16 protein-coding genes are annotated in these 18,965 nt (G+C 54.9%); 7 read left to right on the top strand and 9 right to left on the bottom strand.

What is annotated here, in order from left to right; genetic code table 11:
• Positions 1 to 36: 36 nt before the first annotated feature.
• Together thiS and Kalk_RS12755 are read right to left on the bottom strand one after the other, a co-directional pair.
• Positions 37 to 267 (bottom strand): sulfur carrier protein ThiS, encoded by a 231-nt coding sequence (gene thiS, locus Kalk_RS12760; RefSeq protein ID WP_267892384.1) that lies wholly within the window; start codon positions 265 to 267, stop codon positions 37 to 39.
• A 92-nt stretch (positions 268 to 359) separates the two neighbouring features.
• Positions 360 to 731 (bottom strand): DUF423 domain-containing protein, encoded by a 372-nt coding sequence (locus Kalk_RS12755; protein ID WP_101894618.1) that lies wholly within the window; start codon positions 729 to 731, stop codon positions 360 to 362.
• Positions 732 to 935: 204 nt separating this feature from the next.
• On the opposite strand from Kalk_RS12755, the gene Kalk_RS12750 reads away from it, so the two are divergent.
• The 4 genes from Kalk_RS12750 to Kalk_RS12735 all read left to right on the top strand — a co-directional run bounded on the left by Kalk_RS12750 (position 936) and on the right by Kalk_RS12735 (position 7,370).
• Entirely contained in the window at positions 936 to 1,988 is a 1,053-nt protein-coding gene (locus Kalk_RS12750) for an NADH:ubiquinone reductase (Na(+)-transporting) subunit F (RefSeq protein ID WP_101894617.1), read from the top strand.
• Positions 1,989 to 2,019: 31 nt separating this feature from the next.
• Positions 2,020 to 3,198 carry an alkane 1-monooxygenase gene (locus Kalk_RS12745; protein WP_101894616.1) on the top strand — a complete coding sequence of 393 codons (1,179 nt, stop codon included), beginning with the start codon at positions 2,020 to 2,022 and terminating at the stop codon, positions 3,196 to 3,198.
• 135 nt (positions 3,199 to 3,333) lie between these two features.
• Positions 3,334 to 4,296, top strand: coding sequence for an efflux RND transporter periplasmic adaptor subunit (locus tag Kalk_RS12740; RefSeq protein ID WP_158643478.1), 963 nt, complete (start codon positions 3,334 to 3,336; stop codon positions 4,294 to 4,296).
• Entirely contained in the window at positions 4,293 to 7,370 is a 3,078-nt protein-coding gene (locus tag Kalk_RS12735; protein WP_101894614.1) for an efflux RND transporter permease subunit, read from the top strand. The genes Kalk_RS12740 and Kalk_RS12735 overlap by 4 nt, the downstream gene beginning before the upstream one ends.
• An 18-nt stretch (positions 7,371 to 7,388) precedes the next feature.
• On the opposite strand, the gene Kalk_RS12730 is transcribed toward Kalk_RS12735, so the two are convergent.
• From Kalk_RS12730 to Kalk_RS12715, 4 genes are all read right to left on the bottom strand, one after another.
• Complete coding sequence (locus Kalk_RS12730) at positions 7,389 to 8,048, bottom strand: outer membrane beta-barrel protein (protein ID WP_101894613.1); 660 nt, start codon at positions 8,046 to 8,048, stop codon at positions 7,389 to 7,391.
• Between the two features lie 97 nt (positions 8,049 to 8,145).
• Entirely contained in the window at positions 8,146 to 8,649 is a 504-nt protein-coding gene (locus Kalk_RS12725; RefSeq protein WP_101894612.1) for a hypothetical protein, read from the bottom strand.
• A 154-nt stretch (positions 8,650 to 8,803) separates the two neighbouring features.
• Entirely contained in the window at positions 8,804 to 9,661 is an 858-nt protein-coding gene (gene rpoH, locus Kalk_RS12720; protein ID WP_101894611.1) for an RNA polymerase sigma factor RpoH, read from the bottom strand.
• A 246-nt stretch (positions 9,662 to 9,907) separates the two neighbouring features.
• Entirely contained in the window at positions 9,908 to 10,498 is a 591-nt protein-coding gene (locus Kalk_RS12715) for a TetR/AcrR family transcriptional regulator (RefSeq protein WP_101894610.1), read from the bottom strand.
• 232 nt (positions 10,499 to 10,730) lie between these two features.
• Here Kalk_RS12715 and Kalk_RS12710 point away from each other — a divergent pair, with 232 nt between their 5' ends.
• A complete protein-coding gene (locus tag Kalk_RS12710; RefSeq protein ID WP_158643477.1) occupies positions 10,731 to 12,362 on the top strand; it encodes an OmpP1/FadL family transporter in 1,632 nt (543 codons plus the stop codon).
• A gap of 143 nt (positions 12,363 to 12,505) precedes the next feature.
• Positions 12,506 to 14,428 (top strand): InlB B-repeat-containing protein, encoded by a 1,923-nt coding sequence (locus Kalk_RS12705; RefSeq protein ID WP_101894608.1) that lies wholly within the window; start codon positions 12,506 to 12,508, stop codon positions 14,426 to 14,428.
• A gap of 23 nt (positions 14,429 to 14,451) precedes the next feature.
• Here the strand turns inward: Kalk_RS12705 and ftsX are convergent, their stop codons facing one another.
• From ftsX to ftsY, 3 genes are read right to left on the bottom strand one after another with little or no spacing between them, the layout of a single operon-like run.
• Entirely contained in the window at positions 14,452 to 15,432 is a 981-nt protein-coding gene (gene ftsX / locus Kalk_RS12700; RefSeq protein ID WP_101894607.1) for a permease-like cell division protein FtsX, read from the bottom strand.
• A complete protein-coding gene (gene ftsE, locus Kalk_RS12695; protein ID WP_101894606.1) occupies positions 15,432 to 16,142 on the bottom strand; it encodes a cell division ATP-binding protein FtsE in 711 nt (236 codons plus the stop codon). The genes ftsX and ftsE overlap by 1 nt, the downstream gene beginning before the upstream one ends.
• A 50-nt stretch (positions 16,143 to 16,192) precedes the next feature.
• On the bottom strand, positions 16,193 to 17,353 hold the full coding sequence (gene ftsY / locus Kalk_RS12690) for a signal recognition particle-docking protein FtsY (RefSeq protein WP_199767907.1): 1,161 nt from the start codon (positions 17,351 to 17,353) through the stop codon (positions 16,193 to 16,195).
• A 236-nt stretch (positions 17,354 to 17,589) separates the two neighbouring features.
• On the opposite strand from ftsY, the gene Kalk_RS12685 reads away from it, so the two are divergent.
• Positions 17,590 to 18,957 carry a M16 family metallopeptidase gene (locus Kalk_RS12685; protein WP_101894604.1) on the top strand — a complete coding sequence of 456 codons (1,368 nt, stop codon included), beginning with the start codon at positions 17,590 to 17,592 and terminating at the stop codon, positions 18,955 to 18,957.
• Positions 18,958 to 18,965 lie beyond the last annotated feature (8 nt).

Below are 18,965 nucleotides of genomic sequence, written 5' to 3'. Positions count from 1 at the left end.
CATCTGTTCGCTAACGTACGGCCATCTCAGCGCTACTCAACCGCCGCCAATGGCGTGCACAATCTCCAGCACATCCCCGGTATTAAGCGCGGTAGTGGCGTGCAGGGCCTTGGGCACAATTTCAAGATTGCACTCAACCGCCACCCGCTTGCCCTGCAAATCCATGCCATCGAGCAGGTCGGCGATGGTCGCACCTGAGACAAGCTGCTGTTGGTCACCATTGACGGTAACCGTTATAAGGTTGGTGGAGGTGCCTGATTCGTTCATAAAATGCCCGTTTTTGCTGGGTGACTATTGTGTTGAATTGATCACAGCCCGTAAAGGGCTATGAAATCTTTTTCCGGCCAAATCCACCACTTTCAGGCAGACCTGATTAACGCCCAGCCAATCCATACCCAACCAATGATAAACGCCATGCCACCCAGGGGTGTGATGGCCCCCAACCAACGGATTCCAGTGACCGCCATCAGGTACAGGCTGCCAGAGAACAACAACACCCCCCACATCAAACACCAGGCCCCCCACTTCAGGCCTGAGACATCGGGAAACTGGTAGGCCAACACGCCAACCAGTATCAAGCCCAGGGCGTGATAAAGGTGGTATTCGACCCCGGTTTGATACGCCGCCAGCAAATTCGGCTCAATTCGCGCCTTGAGGCCGTGGGCACCAAACGCCCCCAACACCACGCCAATCGCCATGGCAAACACACCTATCACAATGAAAATCTTCATAAAAACCCCCTTCCAAGCCGTCATCTGGCTGCCAGTTTACCCACTCCAGCGGCGCTTGATACAAAAAAATACCACCACATCATTAAGCGAAACTTGCAGCTTTCACTCAGTTTCGCTATCTTACGGTTAGATTGTAGGACAATCCTACACAGATAATTTAATACCCACTGCTTATTGCAGTGCATCACGCTGCAGGTGTTACCGATGTTCGGATTGTTTAAATCCTCCAAACCCAAACAGGTCAGTATCGAGGGAATCGACTCGCCTATCGACGTACTCGATAAGGAAACCATCCTGACCGCAGCCCTGCGACAGGGTATCCGCTTCCCGCACAGTTGTCGCGTGGGCGGCTGCGCCACCTGCAAATGCCAGTTAAAAGAAGGCAAGGTGAAAGAGCTGACGGAATCCGCCTATATTCTATCGGAACAGGAACTGGATCAGGGTTACATACTGGCCTGTCAGGCGGTGCCAAAAAGCAACATCAGCATCAAGCTGGATAACCTGGAGGCAGGTGGCCCCAAATTCACCCCACAAACCTGTTCCGGCACCGTCATCACTCAGCGCCGCCTGACCCACGATATCGTGGCACTGGACATCGCCCTGGATCAGCCCATGCACTACGCGGCAGGCCAGTACGCCCTGCTGTCGGTGCCCGGTGGCATCAACGAGGCCCGCAGCTATTCCTTCGCCAGCGCTGCCCTTCAACAGGGGGTCAGCAGTATTTCATTTTTTATTCGACAGGTTCCCGGAGGCGCAATGTCGTCTTGGGCCCAGGGCGATGTCGTTGATACCCAAGTGCAGGTAGAAGGCCCGTTTGGCGACTTTTATCTGCGGGAAAGTGAGCAACCGATTCTGTGCGTTGCCGGTGGCAGTGGTTTGGCACCAGTCAAAGCCTTACTGGAAGATGCGCTGCGGTTTAAAAGCCCTCGCCCGGTGGTGTTTCTGTTCGGTGCCCGCACTCAACAGGATCTGTACTGCCTGAATGAGATCAAGAGCCTGCAGAAAGAGTGGGCCGGGGACTTTATGTTTGTGCCCGTATTATCGGAAGAGCCCGACGCCTCAGACTGGCAAGGTGCTCGCGGTCTGGTGACTGAATGGTTGCCTCAATATGCCAGCCCCATTGCGCAGGCTTACATGTGTGGCCCACCGGCCATGCTGGATGCCGCAGAATCCTGCCTGCAACAGCTGGGCATCCCCGCAGACCAAATATTCAGCGATAAGTTTTTAGACAAATCCAACCATCAGAAAACTGCATAGCAACAACATCCATAAGGGAAGGTCTACATTCATGTTCCATTATCTTAAATTTTTTCTGTTCCACGGCATCGGCCTGCTGGCGGCGCTGTTTCTGACATTGGGTGGCGATTGGATGACCGTCGGCTTCCTCAGTATATTTCTCGGCTACGTGATGCTGGATGCCTTACTGGGAGACGACATCACCATCCCCGATTACAAAGCGCCGGGCATCCTGACATGGCAGCTGTGGATGGCGCTGCCACTGCTTAGCTTTATTGTGTTCACTTTTCTTTGGCAGGTGGGCAACGGCGATCCATTAGGCTACGGCGCACTGGTGCAACAACTGTCCGGCTACGACATGGCTGTTGCCCGCGACACAACCAGCGGCTGGAATCTGTTCTGGGGCGTCATCATGACCGGACTGATGATCGGCATGGTGGGCACCATCACCGGACACGAACTGACCCATCGCACCTGGGACCCTGTCTCTATGTTTGTAGGGCGCTGGCTGCTGGCATTCAGCTTTGACAGTAACTTTGCCATCGAGCACGTCTATGGCCATCACCGTTATGTGAGCACCACCGAAGACCCTGCCACAGCGCCACGGGGCCGCAGCGTTTATTCCCATGTGCTCATCTCCACCGTGCGTGGCAACATCAGCGCCTGGAACATTGAACAGGAGCGCCTCAAGAAAAAACGTCAGGGCTTATTCTCCATCCACAACGTTGCTATTCGCGGTTATCTGATGAGCGCATTGATTCTGGTGGCATCCTATCTGATTGCAGGTTGGGCAGGCGTGCTGATGTTTACCGCGGCCGGCCTGTGGGGCAAAGCCCTGCTGGAGATCGTGAACTACATGGAACACTATGGCATGGTGCGCAACCCGGCAACACCGGTGCAACCTCGCCATTCATGGAATACCAACAAGCGGTTCAGCTCCTGGTCCATGTTTAACCTGACCCGCCATTCCCATCACCATGCTCAAGGCGAAGTGCCCTACCATGAACTGAAGCCCTACAGCGATGCACCGATGATGATCAACGGCTATCTCACCACCATTGCGGTGGCATTAATTCCCCCGCTGTGGCACAAATTGATGACACCCAAAGTACTGGAGTGGGATGAAAAATACGCCACCGCCGAAGAGCGTAAAATGGCAGAAGCCGCAAACCGTAAAAGTGGTTTGAAGTCGCTGCAAGGCGTGACTTACAGCGAGGCCTCAACAGCATAACAACACTTCTACACACAATTGCTATGGCTCGACAGTATCGGTATGCTGTCGACTCCTTTTGATCGGCAACCGTGTGTTCTTATGCGTTGGAAGCAGGCAGCAGTACTCTCCCTGACAACATTTTTGTGTTGGGGAATGATCACCACATCGGCCATGGCAGAGCCCCTGACTGCGCGCCTGGGCGACATCGTCGAGCACCCGACACGCAGCGCTCCGGCCACCACCGCGAGCCTTAACCACAGCACACTCAGCGCTCAAATTCAGGCCAATGTTGCTGCCATCAAAGTCGGCGTCAGTGCAACCGTAAACGCCGGTGATACTTTGTTGCAACTGGATTGCACGGATTACCAACTGGCGCGACAACTGGCGCAGGCGGGGGTCACCATTGCTGAAGCTCGCCTGAGCCTGGCCAATAGTCAGAAAAAACGGGCCAACCAACTGCTGCAAAAAGATCTTGCTTCACGAGAGGACGCCGATACCCTCCAGGCCGAGGCCATTGCCCGTGAAGCAGAACTGGAGCAGGCAAAAATAACGCTGCGCCAGGCAACCATCAACACCGAGCGCTGCACCATTAAAGCCCCCTTTGCAGGCATTGTTACGGCGCGCATGGCCAGCGAAGGTCAACTTGCCTCCATCGGCACTCCGCTGATCAGCATGATCGATACCCAACACCTGGAATTATCCGCTCAAGTTAAACCCGAAGAAGTCACGCAACTGCAACAAGCACAGAGCTTAACCTTCACAGCAGGTGCCGACTACCCAGTGCGCTTGTTGCGCTTGGGCGGCAGCATCAATTCTGCCACCCGCGATCAGGAAATTCGGCTGGCATTTATCAGTCAGCCACCGCCGCCCGGCACAGCAGGTAAGTTAACCTGGCAAGATCCCCGCCCTTTTCTACCGGCCCGATACATCGTGCAACGCAATCAACAACTGGGCGTCATGATCAACGAACAAGGCACAGCTCGTTTTGTGGTTATCCCCAATGCAATACCAGGGCGTTCTGCGGCCGTCTCCCTGGCCGAAGACACACAGGTTATCACCCGCCAACTGGGTGCACTGCAAAACGGTGACACCTTGCAACCGAAGTCTCCAGAATGAATCTGCTGCGTCGCTTTCTGGAGAACCATGTACTGGCCAACCTGACCTTCGGCTTGGTAATAATATTGGGTCTGCTGGCGTATCAGGACATGCCCCGCGCCCGCGATCCGGACATCAATTTCAATTGGATTGACATCACTACGGTATTGCCCGGCGCTGCATCGCTGGAAGTAGAAAAGCGTATTACCGATCCAATAGAAGACACCATCAGTCGCACCGTGCGTGATCTGCGTTTTGTATCCAGCACCAGCCGCGAAGGCGTGTCCTCCATCCTGGTGCGCTTCAACCAGTTGAGTAAAGATGACTTTCGGGAACGGGTGGCAGATCTGCGCCGGGAGGTGCAAAACATCTACACGGATCAACTGCCCGCCGAAGCACTTGATCCTCAAATTCGGGAAATCACCACCTCTTCCGGTTTCCCTACCGCCATTGTCGCCCTGACCAGCCACTCACCGGATGACAACTTTCGCCGCTACGCCAGCAATCTCAAGCTGGCACTGGAACGCCTGCGCGGAGTCGATGAAGTATTGCCCCAGGGTCTTGAAGCACCGGAGCTGCACATCGCCTTTTATCCCGAGCGACTACAAGGCTTGAATATCAACCCCGGCGATCTGGCCAGCACCGTTCAAGCCTACTTCAGTGATGCCTCCATCGGAGACATGGAAACCAGCAGCGGGCGCTGGCTGGTGCAACTGGAAGGCACCAACGGTTCACTGGAAGAACTGGAATCCTTTCCTGTGATCACATCCAACGGCGTCGTTGCCTTGGGCAGCCTGGCTGATATCTATCGCAGCTCTGCAGAACCCGGCGTTTTGGCACAGTTTCAGGGTCAACCTGCGGTGCTGCTCAACATCACCAAGCAGGAAGGTGCCAACACCCTGGAACTGCTGGACGAAGTCAATCAGTTCATTCAGCGCGAACAAAGTGTGCAAGCCGATCTGGGCTATCAACTCACGCTGGTAGACGACCAAACCGTCAGCACTCGGGATGCCATCGACCTCATGCAACGCAATGCGGCCATCGGCCTGGCGCTGGTGATACTGGTGGTGTTTGTGTTTCTCGGCGGCCACATCGCCCTGCTCACCGGCATCGGCATTCCGTTCACCCTGGCGGCCACCTTTTTCATTCTGCACAGCATGGACATGAGCCTGAACAACAGCGTATTGCTGGGGGTGGTTATTGCCCTGGGCATGCTGGTGGATGACGCTGTGGTGGTGGTGGAAACCATTTACTATCGCCTGCAGCAAGGCGCCAAAGCCATGGATGCTGGCATCGAATCCCTGAAAGAGGTAGCCGCACCGGTATTCACATCTGTGCTCACCACCATCTCGGTTTTTCTGCCGCTGATGCTGTTACCGGGCATCATGGGGGAGTTTCTGCGGGTCATTCCTATTGTGGTCTGCATTGGCCTGGCTGTGAGTCTGCTGGAAGCATTTTGGATGCTGCCCGCCCATGTGGCTGGCCTGAACGTTAATTTCAATAAAGAAACCTGGCTGCAACGAAAACGCAATCGCCTCACCCGTAAACTGCGCCACAATTACAGCCTGTTGCTGATTCGCGTTATGCGCCACCCCTGGCGATCGGTGCTCGGTGTACTGGCCACGGCACTATGCGCCGTACTGTTGTTGGCCAGCGGCGTGATCAAATTTAATTTCTTCGCTGCCGACCCCTACCGTCTGATCTATATCAACGCCGAGCTACCCACGCACAAAACCCTGCAGGACTCACTAGAAGCAGCAGTGCAACTGGAACAAAAAGCCCTGTCGGTATTGTTACCAGAAGAAGTGAATTCGTCGGCCGCCTACAGTGGCTTGATGTTCACCCAAACCGAACCGTTCTTTGGTGAAAACTACAGCCAGGCGCTGATCAGCCTGAAACCCATTCGCAGTGGCATGCGAGACACATACAGCGCCATAGCCGCAGTAGAAGCAGCCGTTGGCAAAACCCTGGGGGACGCTAAAGTGTCGGTGCTGGTGCTGGAAGACGGCCCACCCGTAGGCCAACCTATCAGTGTGAAAGTAAGAGGTGATCGCTTCGAAGATATTGAAGCCGTCGTAGAGAAGATCAGCGCCCACTTGAACCGGAATCCTCTGTTCAAGAACATCAACACCGATTTCAAAACGGGCAGCCCGACATTGAAACTGACTCTGGACGGGGATGCCATTCAACGGGCAGGCATATCACCCGTAGTGGTCACCCGCGCCCTGCAAAGCCGTGTGGATGGACTGCTCATCGGACAGTACCAAAGCCTCGGCGAAGAAGTAGACATCCGCGTGCTCTCCAAGCCAACCGGCGATGATAACCTGGACGCTCTGATGAGCACGACACTATCGACCGCAAGCGGTGACAACGTGCGCCTGGGCACCCTGGTGAAGGCCGCCTACGGCAGCGGCTATCAGAACATCCGCCACTACAATTTCAAACGATCCATTACCATCGCCGCAGACATTGACGAGGATAAAATTGATGCCGTGGCAGCCAATCAATTAATCAAAGATTATTGGGAAAGCATCCGCGCGCAACATCCGGGGGTGGATCTGGATTACTCAGGGTTGCTTGATGACATTGAAGAAAACCTGAGCAACATCAGCATGCTGTTTGCCATTGGTATCGGCCTGATCTATTTGATCCTGGGCACCCAATTTAAAAGCTACTGGCAACCGCTGATGATTTTAGTGTCCGTTCCACTGGCCTTTATCGGCGTTGTGTTCGGGCTGGTCATCACCAACAACCCCATGAGTTTTTCCACCATGTACGGTGTCGTAGCCTTATCAGGCATTGCGGTAAATTCAGCTATTGTACTGATCTCGGCGGCCAACAATCGAATGCAGATGGGCATGGGCCCCCTGCATGCAACCATCTACGCCGGTCGTCGCCGGGTGATTCCCATTCTGATCACCAGCACCACCACCATCGCCGGTCTGTTCTCCCTCGCGGTAGGCTTTGGCGGTAAGTCGCTACTGTGGGGGCCAATTGCCGCCGCCATTGTCAGCGGCCTCATGTTTTCAACAGTACTGGTGCTGGTGGTGATTCCTTTGATCTATTACGCTTCCGTACGCGGCAAGCGAGCCTGATTTATTGTCATCACGGGATCAACGGGATCGAAAGTGTCCGAACGACAGTTTCAAACCAATGGCATCCTCCAGATCACCTGACAGGTAGTTTTTATAAAAAATACCCAGGTTAAAGGAGCGGCCTAGGTTTATACCAGCGGCTGCCTGTACAAACATGCCTCCATCCACATTGATATCCTGTGACGAGCAATCCGAGCAGTTTTCAATAGATCGCTCCGATGCAAACATATGAGTAAGGCCACCGCGCAGCGAGACATAAGTAGGCACCTTGCCTGCGTAGAAGCGGGTGTAACCCACATCCATCACCAGCGGCAATGCAGAGGCGGTAGAGCTTGAATTATCCACGTCGCCGAATGCGTCTTCGGTCAACTGGGTAAACTCCTCATTATCGTCATAACCCAGATAACCCAACCCAATCACGGTGGAGAGGTTATCATTGAAGAAATACTCAGCCTCGATGTTAATCGCGAACGCGTCAGGCTCTACACCCTCCAGGGCAGCAACTTCTTCATCAATCGACAAGCTTTCGACATTAACATTGAATATCCAGCGCTCAGCCAGATGAATAGCACCATCAGACTCCACCTGCTGCGGTTGAGTGGTTTCAGCGTGGGCTGTTGATAAGCACAACAGCGCAGAAGCAGCACTGATCGTTGCCACTTTGTTAAACATGGACATGAGTTATCCCCAATTTAATTGAACGAAATGTTAGGCGCAAAAATGCGGGGCAAGAATAGCGCAAGGCTATACCCCAATCAATTGCCCAAAAGATAGATCAAGGCTGCTCTACGCGGGTGTAGCTGATTTCCCAGTCAAGGCGATCCGGGTACATATCCAGCTGCCGATTGATGCCTAAAATGAAGGACTCTTCCTGAAAATGTACGATCTGATTGACGGTGGTCAGCTCCTGGCGCGGGCCAGCTTTCAACAACACATCCAGGGTGTAAGCCAACAGGCCTTCTTCTGTGACCCGATGCTCCCCCAAATCCCAGGTCGCCGAAATAACGGTAGACCCCATGGGCGAGTCGGAACAATGCTGATCGGGATAACTCATGGTGGTGATGGTGGCAAGGTGATCCAGCACAAACTCAAAGGTTCGCACCTGATAATCGTCATCTTCAAACTGATAACAGTTGGACACCCACAACCCATCCAGGGTGGAACCTGAAGTGGCGGTTTGAGTGGCGAACACACCTTTGGTGGCTTCCATGGCGTCGTCGGCAAACACAACGCAAACTAAAGCGGCCAGTGCGACACCAACAACACGGACTAACTTCATTTTTGGTCCCTTAAAATAAAATTAACAAGCCGAAGTGAAATTCAGGCAAGTATAACGTAGTTGCCGGTTGGATTTCAGTTAAGGTATTTTACACTTCGTAATTAAAGAAAGGCCGACCCTGCTGGATCGGCCTTTTAGATACTGGCAGAAAGACTTAAGCCTCCAGCATATGCGCCTTTAGCTTTTTCATGGCGTTTTTTTCCAGTTGGCGAATACGCTCTGCCGATACTTCATATTTGGCCGCAAGATCATGCAATGTGGCCTTCTCATCATCAAACCAACGCTGCTGCAGAATGTCGCGACTGCGCTCATCCAGTATGGTGAGGGCCTGATAAAGGCGTTCGTTATGGGAAGATTCCCAATCATCACTTTCCAGCATGACAGCCGGATCCATGCTGCTGTCTTCGAGGAAATAAACCGGCGCTTGGCCAACACTGTCGTCATCGGCATCCACTGGCGCATCAAACGATGCATCGTACGCACCCAGACGACCTTCCATCTCACGCACGTCGGAAGCATTCACTCCCAAATCAGCGGCGATGGCGTTGATTTCGTCGGTGTTCATCCAGCCGAGGCGTTTTTTCTGGCTACGCAAATTGAAGAACAGCTTACGTTGAGCCTTGGTGGTGGCGATCTTCACAATGCGCCAGTTACGCAGTACGTATTCGTGAATTTCGGCTTTGATCCAATGCACAGCGAAGGACACCAATCGCACACCTACGGTGGGATCGAAGCGTTTTACGGCTTTCATCAAGCCCACGTTGCCTTCCTGAATCAGATCCGCCTGGGGCAGACCGTAGCCATTGTAAGAGCGGGCGATATGCACGACAAAGCGCAGATGAGACAATACCAGCTGGCGAGCTGCATCCACATCACCGTCAAAAAACAATTTTTCTGCCAGGGTCTTTTCTTCTTCTGCACTCAAAACCGGTACGGTCTGTACAGACTGCACATAGGCTTCCAGGTTGACACCGGGTGCGGTGACAAAAGCAGGTTGAAGGGCGCTACTCATACAATAAACCTCCGTCGGATCTGACCGAGTTTAGCACTCTGAACCTTTGAGTGCTAATACTGCCAAAAGTTCCCCGATTCCATGACATTCCCCCGGGGCCGGGACTGGTATTTATGGGCTTTCTTGGCCTGATTTTCAAGTAGATTGGCGCAGAAAAGTGGCTTGTGACCTCAATCCGCAGTGCAATCATTTATATCGGGGGCCAGGCAGTAAGCAAGCACTAACTTACGTCGCCACTGCACGGGTCTACTTCACAACAGTAATGGACTGAAGTGCGGTTTTGATCATGGCCGAGACATCATCAAACGCCTGTTCTTTACGGGTATTGCCCGGCTCTGCCATCGACATGGCGGCTTCTATGAGGGCTGCCACCGCCATCCGCGCAATCAGCAGGCGCGTTTCCGCTTGAATATGGGGCAGCATGGAGGACAGCAGCTCAATGGCGCGCGCCACCACCGGCGAGCTCTCCCACCGCTCCCGGCCGAGCACAGTGGGCGCATCCACCAACACGATCTGTCGAAAGTCGGGTTCGCGGGCAAAGGCCATGAACGTGTTCCAGTAATCGACCACGGCAATGGTGCCATCATGGGCTTTATCCACTTCAAGCAGCGCCATAAATAGCCGCTCCTCCATCTGCTCGGTGACCACCAGAAACAGATTTTGTTTGTTGCCAAAGTAATGGTAGATCGGCCGAATGGTGGTGCCGCTGGCGTGGGCAATTTCTTCCAGCGATGCCCCCTGGTAGCCACGGGCACCAAACAGGTGGGTGGCGCTCTCCAGTACCGCCTGACTGGTTTCATCCCGTCGCTGCTGCTGAGTTCTTCGCGTTCGTTTCATTGGTTCCCCTCACATTCAAACACACCCAACTTGGCGCCCAATATATTGATATTAAAGGGCTAAAACGGGCTTCTATCCATGTTACGCAGTATGACTGCACAAATATGTAGATCAACTACATAACTTATGCAATGATAATGCATAAATCATCATTGACGATCACCTCGGCCCGCTCCTGACCGTTAAGGAGCAACCCAGCCGCCCCAAATCGATAACAAAAAGGAATGGGATGATGACCACAATACGGATCGTTGCCACCGCCCTCGCGGCGCTCCTGGCTACGCCTGCAAGTGCAGTTCTAACTGACAGTTTGACCATTGGTAACGCCAAGGCCATCAGTTTGGGACATGCCGTGACCGCCGATCCACCCGGCATCGATGCCATCCATTTCAACCCGGCGGGGTTGGCGGATTTAAAGGGCAGACAAAGCCACCTGAAGGTGGTGGCTGGCACGTTTGCGATTGATATGGCGTTCGGAGACTACGACCCGGAAACAGCCGCCACGGTGGAAGGCTATCGCAATCAAGCCTATTACGATGAAGGCTACTACTTTAATGACGCCCTCAACAGCAAAAGCACCACCGAAGGGGCTTCGCTTATGCTGCCTGTTTTCGGCATGACGGATGTCCCCATTCTGCTGGCCCCCCTGGGCGGCGCCTCTTACTCCCCTGCTGGCAGCGATATTACCTTCGCAACCAATGTCTACTCACCCATGATGGTCGGTTTCTACCGGGCGGAAGACGATCCGGGCCGCTGGATAGGGCAGCGCATGTCGTTCATGCAGATCACCTATTTTTCGCCCAGCTTCGCCTACCAGGTGAATGACGAGTTTTCGTTCGGTGCGGCAATGACATTCAACTACGGCGGGGTCGGGTTCGAGCTGCCGTTTCGGGGTGGTAACCCCAGCATTTTCGGGCTGGGGGAGTTGCAAGCCACCACGCTGGATTGCGCCAATACCGATACGGGCAATCCAAGGCCCACGGATTTTCTGTGCGGCGGTACATTCACGCCCTATGAGGAGCTGGGCTATCTGGCCATGGAAGTGGAGACACCCATGGCGATCGGCTTCAACGTGGGTTTGCTGTGGCGGCCAACATCCTGGCTGTCGTTCGGCATGAGTTATGTGGCACCCATCCCTATGACGCTGGAAGGCGAGTTCACCTGGACCAGTTCCGATAGCTGGCTGGGGTTTATGCTGCCGTTGGCACAAAGCTCCCTTTACGGCAGCCTGGAAAACCTGGTTCAGGTGCTGGGTTACAGCCTGCCTGACACCTCCACGGTGACCGAGGGCAAAGCCACTCTGGACATCGAAATGCCGGAGCTGTTTAATCTTGGTACCAGCATTCAAGTCACCCCCGAGGTCAAACTGAATGTCGACTACAAGTTCTCGGGTTGGTCATCATGGCAGGATTTGCCCCTGGAGTTCTCCAAACCCATTAATTTTCTGCGTTTGGCGGAGTTCGTGGGTGAATCCACCCGCAATGCGCTGGTGTTCCCACTGGGGTTGGAAGACACCTGGAACTGGGCGGTGGGCATGGAATATCAGTGGTCGGATCAGCTGGCCTTGCGAGTGGGGGTGGAGGATCGCCCCACCTCACTGCCCAGCGGTGGCTATACCCCGTTGCTGCCCATGGGATCCGGTAAGCTTTATGGTGCGGGTTTCAGTCTCAAGCTGGAAGGCGGCGGTGTGATGGATATGGGTGTCGCCTATTTTAAAAACTCACTGGATATGCCCTCGGGCACCAGCCCCCTGGGCAACGACACCGACCCTTTGAATTTTATCTACAATCCGTTTTTTGGCACCGATATCAAAACGGATTTGAGTGTACTGCTGCTGGAATTCAGCATCAGCCAGCCCTTTTAAGAGTGACCCGGTTCTCAAGAGGACAAACAGGTGCTGTACGCGTGCCCCCTCTGGCCTCATGATCTTGCGCCCTTATAAAAACCGTGCTGAATTAGCCAGAACCTGCAACACGCCACCCACATCACCAAGTGAAAAGGATTTCTATGCACACCGCTCAAAAAATCATTCTGCTCCTGAGCCTGTTATGGTTATCGGCCTGTCAACTGACGGTAATTAATGAAGGTGGCGGCACAGTGCGTTCGGCCAGTGGATTGATCGAATGTGGCGATCAATGCCAGGTTAACTCGCAGGCGCTGAAAAATAATTCACCGCAATATACGGAAGTGCTGACCGCCATCGCCGATGAGGGTTATGAATTTGCAGGCTGGGAAGGCGCCTGTTCCGGTCAGCAGCCATGCTCTGTGAAGGTCACGGATTGGTCTGGTAATAAAAAGGTAACCGCTCGCTTTATCAGAAAGCAGTTTGATGCTGCCTTTGCCATCGGCACCCACCATGCCTGCGCACAAAGTGAAGTGGGATTGGAGTGCTGGGGTGGCAACGATGCCGGGCAACTCGATATTCCCGAAGGCGTAACCCTTGCCCAAGCGCTGTATGCAGGCACCCGTAGCTCCTGCGCGGAAACCGATTCTGGCCTGGTGTGCTGGGGGGACGAGGAAATCGCCCTGGTGCCCGACGCCGTGCAGTTCCCAAACAAGGTGGCATTAGGGTGGTATCACGCCTGCGCCATAGAAAACGCTGCTGTGCATTGCTGGGGCAGTAACGAACACGGTCAGTCCACGGTGCCTGCCGGGTTGGTTAACCCTACCGCTATAACCGCAGGCGCTCACCATACCTGTTCCATCACCGATACCGGCGTGGTTTGTTGGGGCGCAGGCATGGTGGATGAAGGCGGGTTTCCGCAAGCCGGTCAAAGTATCGTGCCTGAAGGTTTAGTAAACCCCACCGTGATCGGCGCGGGTAATGCTCATACCTGTGCGATTCAGGATGGCAACGTGATGTGCTGGGGTGAAAGCCAATGGGGGCAGCTGGATGTGCCCATCATTGAGGGCTCCATCGATGGCTTTGCCGTTGGCGGCTCGCACACCTGCGTGGTGGTAAATGATGCGGTGCAATGCTGGGGCAGCAATCAATCGAGCCAACTGGATATTCCCGCAGGCTTAGCGGACATCAGCGCCATTGGTGCTGGCAACCGCAACGTTTGCGTTCTCGCCGCCAATCAGTTGGTGTGCTGGGGTGACAACTATAACGGCTTGAACAATGTCCCACGCAGTGTGTCCCGACCGCTCAAGATCGTAGCAGCAGAACGCCAAGTCTGCACACTCGGTGAGGATGGCGTGCATTGCTGGGGATACGGGGCAGACGTACCGAACACACTGCAGGAAATCACTGACCTGGGCATTGGCAATCGCCATGAGTGCTATATCGACCGCAATGGGCTGGCCTGCTTTGGTGATAACAACGTTGATCAAACCTGGATACCCGCCGACGTCATCCAGAGTGCACGCAAGGTGGAAGCAGGGTACGACCACAATTGTGCTATTGATGGCGCAGGCCGCGTGACGTGCTGGGGCGATGATTTCAGTGGCCAGTCGACTGCGCCCGATACCTTGGGCCCGGTTTCCACCTTGGCGTTGGGCAATGACAATAGCTGCGCCCTGCAACCCACTGCCGCCGTGTGCTGGGGTGCTTTGGCATCGCAGGCTTTAAGCAATCCTACTGCCATCGACGTGGCAAACAATCACGGCTGCGCAATTGATGACAACGGTATTCAGTGCTGGGGCTCCAACAGCTACGGGAAACTCAATGCCCCTGTGTTAACGAACCCAACCGACGTGAGTGTGGGTTACGAACATGGCTGCGCTCTGGCCGATGAAGGCGTGGTGTGCTGGGGTGCCGGGGTTGAAGGCAGCACCAGCGGCATGAACCGATACCAGCAGAGTGTGGTGCCCCATGATCACTTACGCAATCCTCGCGATGTGGAGGCCGCACTCAGCTACAGCTGTGCGCTCGATGATATCGGTGTGCTGTGCTGGGGATACCGCAACTTCCGCATTATTACTCAATAGGTATGACGCAATAAAACCTGCGATCAACCCGGCTCAATGGAGCGAATGTGCTGGCTCACGGCCAGCCGCGCTCCGACGAGCCCGATCAGAACGCTGCCTGTCAGCATAAGGAAGGAGACTTCCAGCCCCAGGCCGCTCAGTTCAAACTGACTGCGATACAGATCAGACAGGGCAGCCACCGGGCCATCCAGCCACCAGAGCACGGTCTGGATCAGCATCAGTGCGATCAGGCAGCCCCCCAAGCCATACCACAGACCGGTGTACATAAACGGGCGGCGCACGAAGGCATCGGTGCCCCCCACCAGTTTGACGATGATGATTTCGTCGCGACGGCTTTCGATGGCCAGCCGGATGGTGTTAATGATGACCAGCAGCACCGCCAGAGCCAATCCGATACTGAGCGCGGCCACCAAACGCCGCCCCAGCTCCAGAATGGCATACAAGCGCTGCACCCATTGGGCATCCAGCTGAGCCAAGTCCACTTCCCCTTGCCTGGCCAGATCCGAGCGCAGCTTTTCGGCTGCATTTAAATCCGTCACCGAGGGATACACCACCACTACGGCCGGTAGCGGGTTTTCCCCCAGTTCCTGTAGCAGATCACCGAACCCGCTTTGCTCTTGAAACTCTGCCAATGCCTGCTCGCGGGAGATGTACTCGGTGCGTTTTACATCGCTTCTTTTGGCCAGGGTGTCGGCCAGTTTACGACCTTGTTCGGCGCTGGTCTGAAAACGCAAAAACAGTGAGATCTGGGCACTGCCATCCCAATCGTTGCTGATGGTCTCAGCGTTTTTCAACATAACGTAAAGCCCGGCAGGCAGGCTCAGTGAAATGGCGATCACCAATATGGTCATCAAGGTTGGCAGCGGCGTTGCCATCAAACGGCGCAGGCTTTCCAGTGCAACTTCTTTGTGGTGTTCGCGCCAACTTTGAAAGCGCTGGCTGAAGGTTGTGCCTGCGGCGGTAGCACCTTTCGGGGCAGGCTTAGGTGCAGTTGGCTGATTCATCAGTAACCCCCGGTGTAAATCTGATGATGGGGATCGGCCGCGATGGAGTCGGTGCCATCACTGATCAGCTGACCGGAATCCAGCGATAATAATCGATGATCATAACGGGAGATAAGGCCGAGATCGTGGGTAGCGATCAGCACGGTCACCCCCACCTGGGAAAACTGGTCGAACAGATCCATGATCTCGGCAGAAAGCTCGGGATCAAGGTTACCGGTTGGCTCATCGGCTATCAGAATGCGCGGTTTGTTGACCACGGCACGAGCGATACCCACGCGCTGCTGCTCTCCACCAGACAGTGCGATTGGGCTAAGGTTCTCTTTATCCAGCAGGCCGACTTTATCCAATGCGGCCCGCACCCGGCGGCCGGTTTCGCGGGGGCGGTAGCCTGCGATGATCAGCGGCAGCGCCACGTTGTCGTAAACGGTGCGGTCAAACAGTAATTGGTGGTTCTGGAACACCATACCGATCTGACGCCGGTAAAACGGGATGGCGGAACGGCCCACCTTGGCGGTGTCCTGGTCGCAGACGATCAGACGTCCGCCGCTGGGCCGCTCGATCAGCATGATCAATTTCAGCAGGGTGCTTTTGCCCGCACCGGAATGCCCGGTGAGGAAGGTGATTTCGCCCTGATCCAACTCAAAGCTGATGTTGAGCAGGGCATCATTACCGTTTTCGTAGCGTTTACTGATTTTGTGGAAGTGAATCATATTTCCCGCATTTCGTACCGATGGCAGTGCAACATTCGAAGCGCCCCGGCTCAGCGATCAAACAAAGCGCGAACAAACTCATCCGCCTGGAACGGGCGCAGATCGTCAATCTGCTCACCCACCCCGATAAAACGGATCGGCAAGCCCATTTTGGAGGCAATGGCGAACACGATACCACCCTTGGCGGTGCCGTCCAGCTTGGTCAGGGTAATACCGGTAACCCCCACCGCCTGGTGGAACTGCTCCGCCTGGTTGAGGGCATTTTGACCGGTTCCGGCATCCAGCACCAACATGACTTCGTGGGGTGCGCTGCCATCGAGCTTGCCCATCACCCGCTTAACCTTGGATAGCTCATCCATAAGGTTACTTTTGGTATGCAGGCGGCCGGCGGTGTCAGCAATCAACACATCAACCCCTTTCGACTGAGCCGATTGCAGGGCATCAAAAATCACCGAGGCGCTATCGGCACCGGTGTGTTGCGCCACCACGGGAATATTGTTGCGCTCGCCCCATACCTGCAGCTGCTCCACTGCGGCAGCACGGAAGGTGTCCCCTGCCGCCAGCATCACGGATTTGCCTTCCTGTTGCAGTTTTTTCGCCAGTTTGCCGATGGTGGTGGTTTTGCCAACGCCGTTTACACCCACCATCAGGATCACATAAGGGGCTTTACTGCTGTCGATCTGCAAGCCGCCGCCGTCGTCGGAGCGACGCAGGATAGCGGCCATCTCTTGCTGCAGGGCGTCATACAACGCATCGGAATCTTTCAGTTCCTGGCGATTCATACGCTCTGTGATGGCTGCAATGATTGCGGTGGCGGCGTGCATACCCACATCGGCCACCAACAGCTGGGTTTCGATTTCTTCCAGCAGGTCGTCGTTAATGGCCTTCTTGCCCATCAGCAAACCAGCCAGACCATCACTCAACCCCGCTCGGGTGCGCCCCAGGCCTTGCTTAACTCGAGCAAAGAACGAAACTGGCTCGGCAACCGGCTTGGGCGTCACATCAACGCCAGGCTTGACTGCCGCAGCTGCAGGCTCGGGGGGAGCAACCACCTCCATCGGTGGTGCCATCAACGCCTGATTGGCGGCCTCGGCATCAAAGAAGCGGGCAAACAGAGCCTGTTCAGTCAGCACCTGCGGTCCGCGCAGGGCATAGGCATCCGGTCCGAACATGCGCTCAAATACGGCAGCTTCGTGAGCGGGGTTAACCATGATACAACCTCGAAATCGTTTTTCAGTCCAATTCGCTGGCCAGTATCCTATCATTTGTTTGAATATGACTCAGCAGCTAAATAACCCAGCAAGAAGAATGGTAAAATTTCCGCCCCGGGGAGTTTGGCTTGTCGTTGCCCAAGGCAAATTGGCACTGCACCACACTGAATTTCAGCGCATAATCGCTGTCTCATACTGCTCGCACACCCATCCCTTTTGCTATAAGACGAATAACGATGGTGATATTAAAACAACGCACAACCCTGATTCTGGCCCTGACCGGCCTGCTTACCAGCGCACCGCTACTGGCCTCGGCGCAGGCCACTGGCCGCCTCTCGGCTGCAGATCGCACCTTTACCCACACCCTGGATAACGGCATGAAGATCATCGTGCGGGAGGATCACCGCGCGCCGGTCATGGTGTCTCAGGTTTGGTACAAAGTCGGGTCGAGCTATGAACATGCCGGGGTAACCGGTGTATCCCACGTGCTGGAACATTTGATGTTCAAAGGCACCGACAAAGTGCCCAGCGGCGAGTTTTCCAAACTGATCGCCAACTATGGCGGCAGCGAGAATGCCTTCACCTCGTACGATTACACCGGTTATTACCAGGTGATGAGCGCCAACAATCTGCCTCTCAGTCTCGAACTGGAAGCCGATCGCATGCAGAACGCCATCATGCCAGACGATGAGTTCGCCAAAGAGATTGAGGTGGTGAAGGAAGAGCGTCGTCTGCGCACCGACGACAAACCCAATGCCGTGGCCTACGAACGCTTTATGGCCGCGGCTTACGTGTCTTCCGGCTATCACAACCCGGTCATTGGCTGGATGCATGACCTGGACAATATGACCGCTCAGGATGCGCGGAACTGGTATAAAAAGTGGTATGTGCCCAACAACGCCATTTTGGTGGTGGTGGGGGATGTGAAGGCACCGGAAGTGTTTGAGTTGGCGTCGCGCTATTTCGGTGTCATTCCCGCTGGGGATGTGCCCAAGCGACCCCTTAACCGTGAAATTCAGGGTAATGGCGAACGCCGCATTGAGGTTGCCATCCCGGCCAAGATCCCTACCCTGCTGATTGGCTACAATGTGCCCAGCATCAATACCGCCGAGGATGAATCCGACATCTATGCCCTGCAAATGTTAAACGGCGTACTCGACGGTGGCTATGGTGCCCGCATCGAAACCGAGATGGTGCGCAATCAGCGCATTGCTGCCAGCGCCGGAGCCGGTTACGGTGGCGTGTCCCTGGGGGATTCCTTGTTTTACTTCAGCGGCGTGCCCTCCAACGATTACTCGATCGAGCAACTGGAGGCGGCCTTTTACGAACAAATCGAACGGCTGCAAACGGAACTGGCTGACCCGGACGAACTGGAACGGGTGAAAGCCCAGATCATCTCCGGCATTGTCTATCAGCAGGATTCCATTTCCAGCCAGGCCAATCAGATTGGCCGCATGGAAGCCATCGGCCGCAGCTGGCGCGAAGCCGACGCCCTGGTTGAAAAACTGGCCGCCATCACCCCCGAACAGATTCAGGCTGTCGCCCGCAAATATCTGATACCTGCCAACCGAACCGTGGCCGTGCTGAAACCCCAGCCGCTTTAAAATGATGC

The sequence above is a fragment of the Ketobacter alkanivorans genome, assembly GCF_002863865.1.
Classification (GTDB): Bacteria; Pseudomonadota; Gammaproteobacteria; order Pseudomonadales; family Ketobacteraceae; genus Ketobacter; species Ketobacter alkanivorans.
This window is presented reverse-complemented; position numbering and strand designations above follow the sequence as displayed.

Excerpts from the sequence above, each read along its gene's own strand:
- Kalk_RS12755 (WP_101894618.1), bottom strand. The coding sequence starts at position 731 with ATGAAGATTTTCATTGTGATAGGTGTGTTTGCCATGGCGATTGGCGTG.
- Kalk_RS12710 (WP_158643477.1), top strand. The coding sequence starts at position 10,731 with ATGACCACAATACGGATCGTTGCCACCGCCCTCGCGGCGCTCCTGGCT.
- Kalk_RS12730 (WP_101894613.1), bottom strand. The coding sequence starts at position 8,048 with ATGTCCATGTTTAACAAAGTGGCAACGATCAGTGCTGCTTCTGCGCTG.
- ftsE (WP_101894606.1), bottom strand. The coding sequence starts at position 16,142 with ATGATTCACTTCCACAAAATCAGTAAACGCTACGAAAACGGTAATGAT.
- thiS (WP_267892384.1), bottom strand. The coding sequence starts at position 267 with ATGAACGAATCAGGCACCTCCACCAACCTTATAACGGTTACCGTCAAT.
- Kalk_RS12705 (WP_101894608.1), top strand. The coding sequence starts at position 12,506 with ATGCACACCGCTCAAAAAATCATTCTGCTCCTGAGCCTGTTATGGTTA.
- Kalk_RS12750 (WP_101894617.1), top strand. The coding sequence starts at position 936 with ATGTTCGGATTGTTTAAATCCTCCAAACCCAAACAGGTCAGTATCGAG.
- Kalk_RS12735 (WP_101894614.1), top strand. The coding sequence starts at position 4,293 with ATGAATCTGCTGCGTCGCTTTCTGGAGAACCATGTACTGGCCAACCTG.
- Kalk_RS12685 (WP_101894604.1), top strand. The coding sequence starts at position 17,590 with ATGGTGATATTAAAACAACGCACAACCCTGATTCTGGCCCTGACCGGC.
- Kalk_RS12740 (WP_158643478.1), top strand. The coding sequence starts at position 3,334 with ATGATCACCACATCGGCCATGGCAGAGCCCCTGACTGCGCGCCTGGGC.
- ftsX (WP_101894607.1), bottom strand. The coding sequence starts at position 15,432 with ATGAATCAGCCAACTGCACCTAAGCCTGCCCCGAAAGGTGCTACCGCC.
- Kalk_RS12745 (WP_101894616.1), top strand. The coding sequence starts at position 2,020 with ATGTTCCATTATCTTAAATTTTTTCTGTTCCACGGCATCGGCCTGCTG.
- rpoH (WP_101894611.1), bottom strand. The coding sequence starts at position 9,661 with ATGAGTAGCGCCCTTCAACCTGCTTTTGTCACCGCACCCGGTGTCAAC.
- Kalk_RS12715 (WP_101894610.1), bottom strand. The coding sequence starts at position 10,498 with ATGAAACGAACGCGAAGAACTCAGCAGCAGCGACGGGATGAAACCAGT.
- Kalk_RS12725 (WP_101894612.1), bottom strand. The coding sequence starts at position 8,649 with ATGAAGTTAGTCCGTGTTGTTGGTGTCGCACTGGCCGCTTTAGTTTGC.
- ftsY (WP_199767907.1), bottom strand. The coding sequence starts at position 17,353 with ATGGTTAACCCCGCTCACGAAGCTGCCGTATTTGAGCGCATGTTCGGA.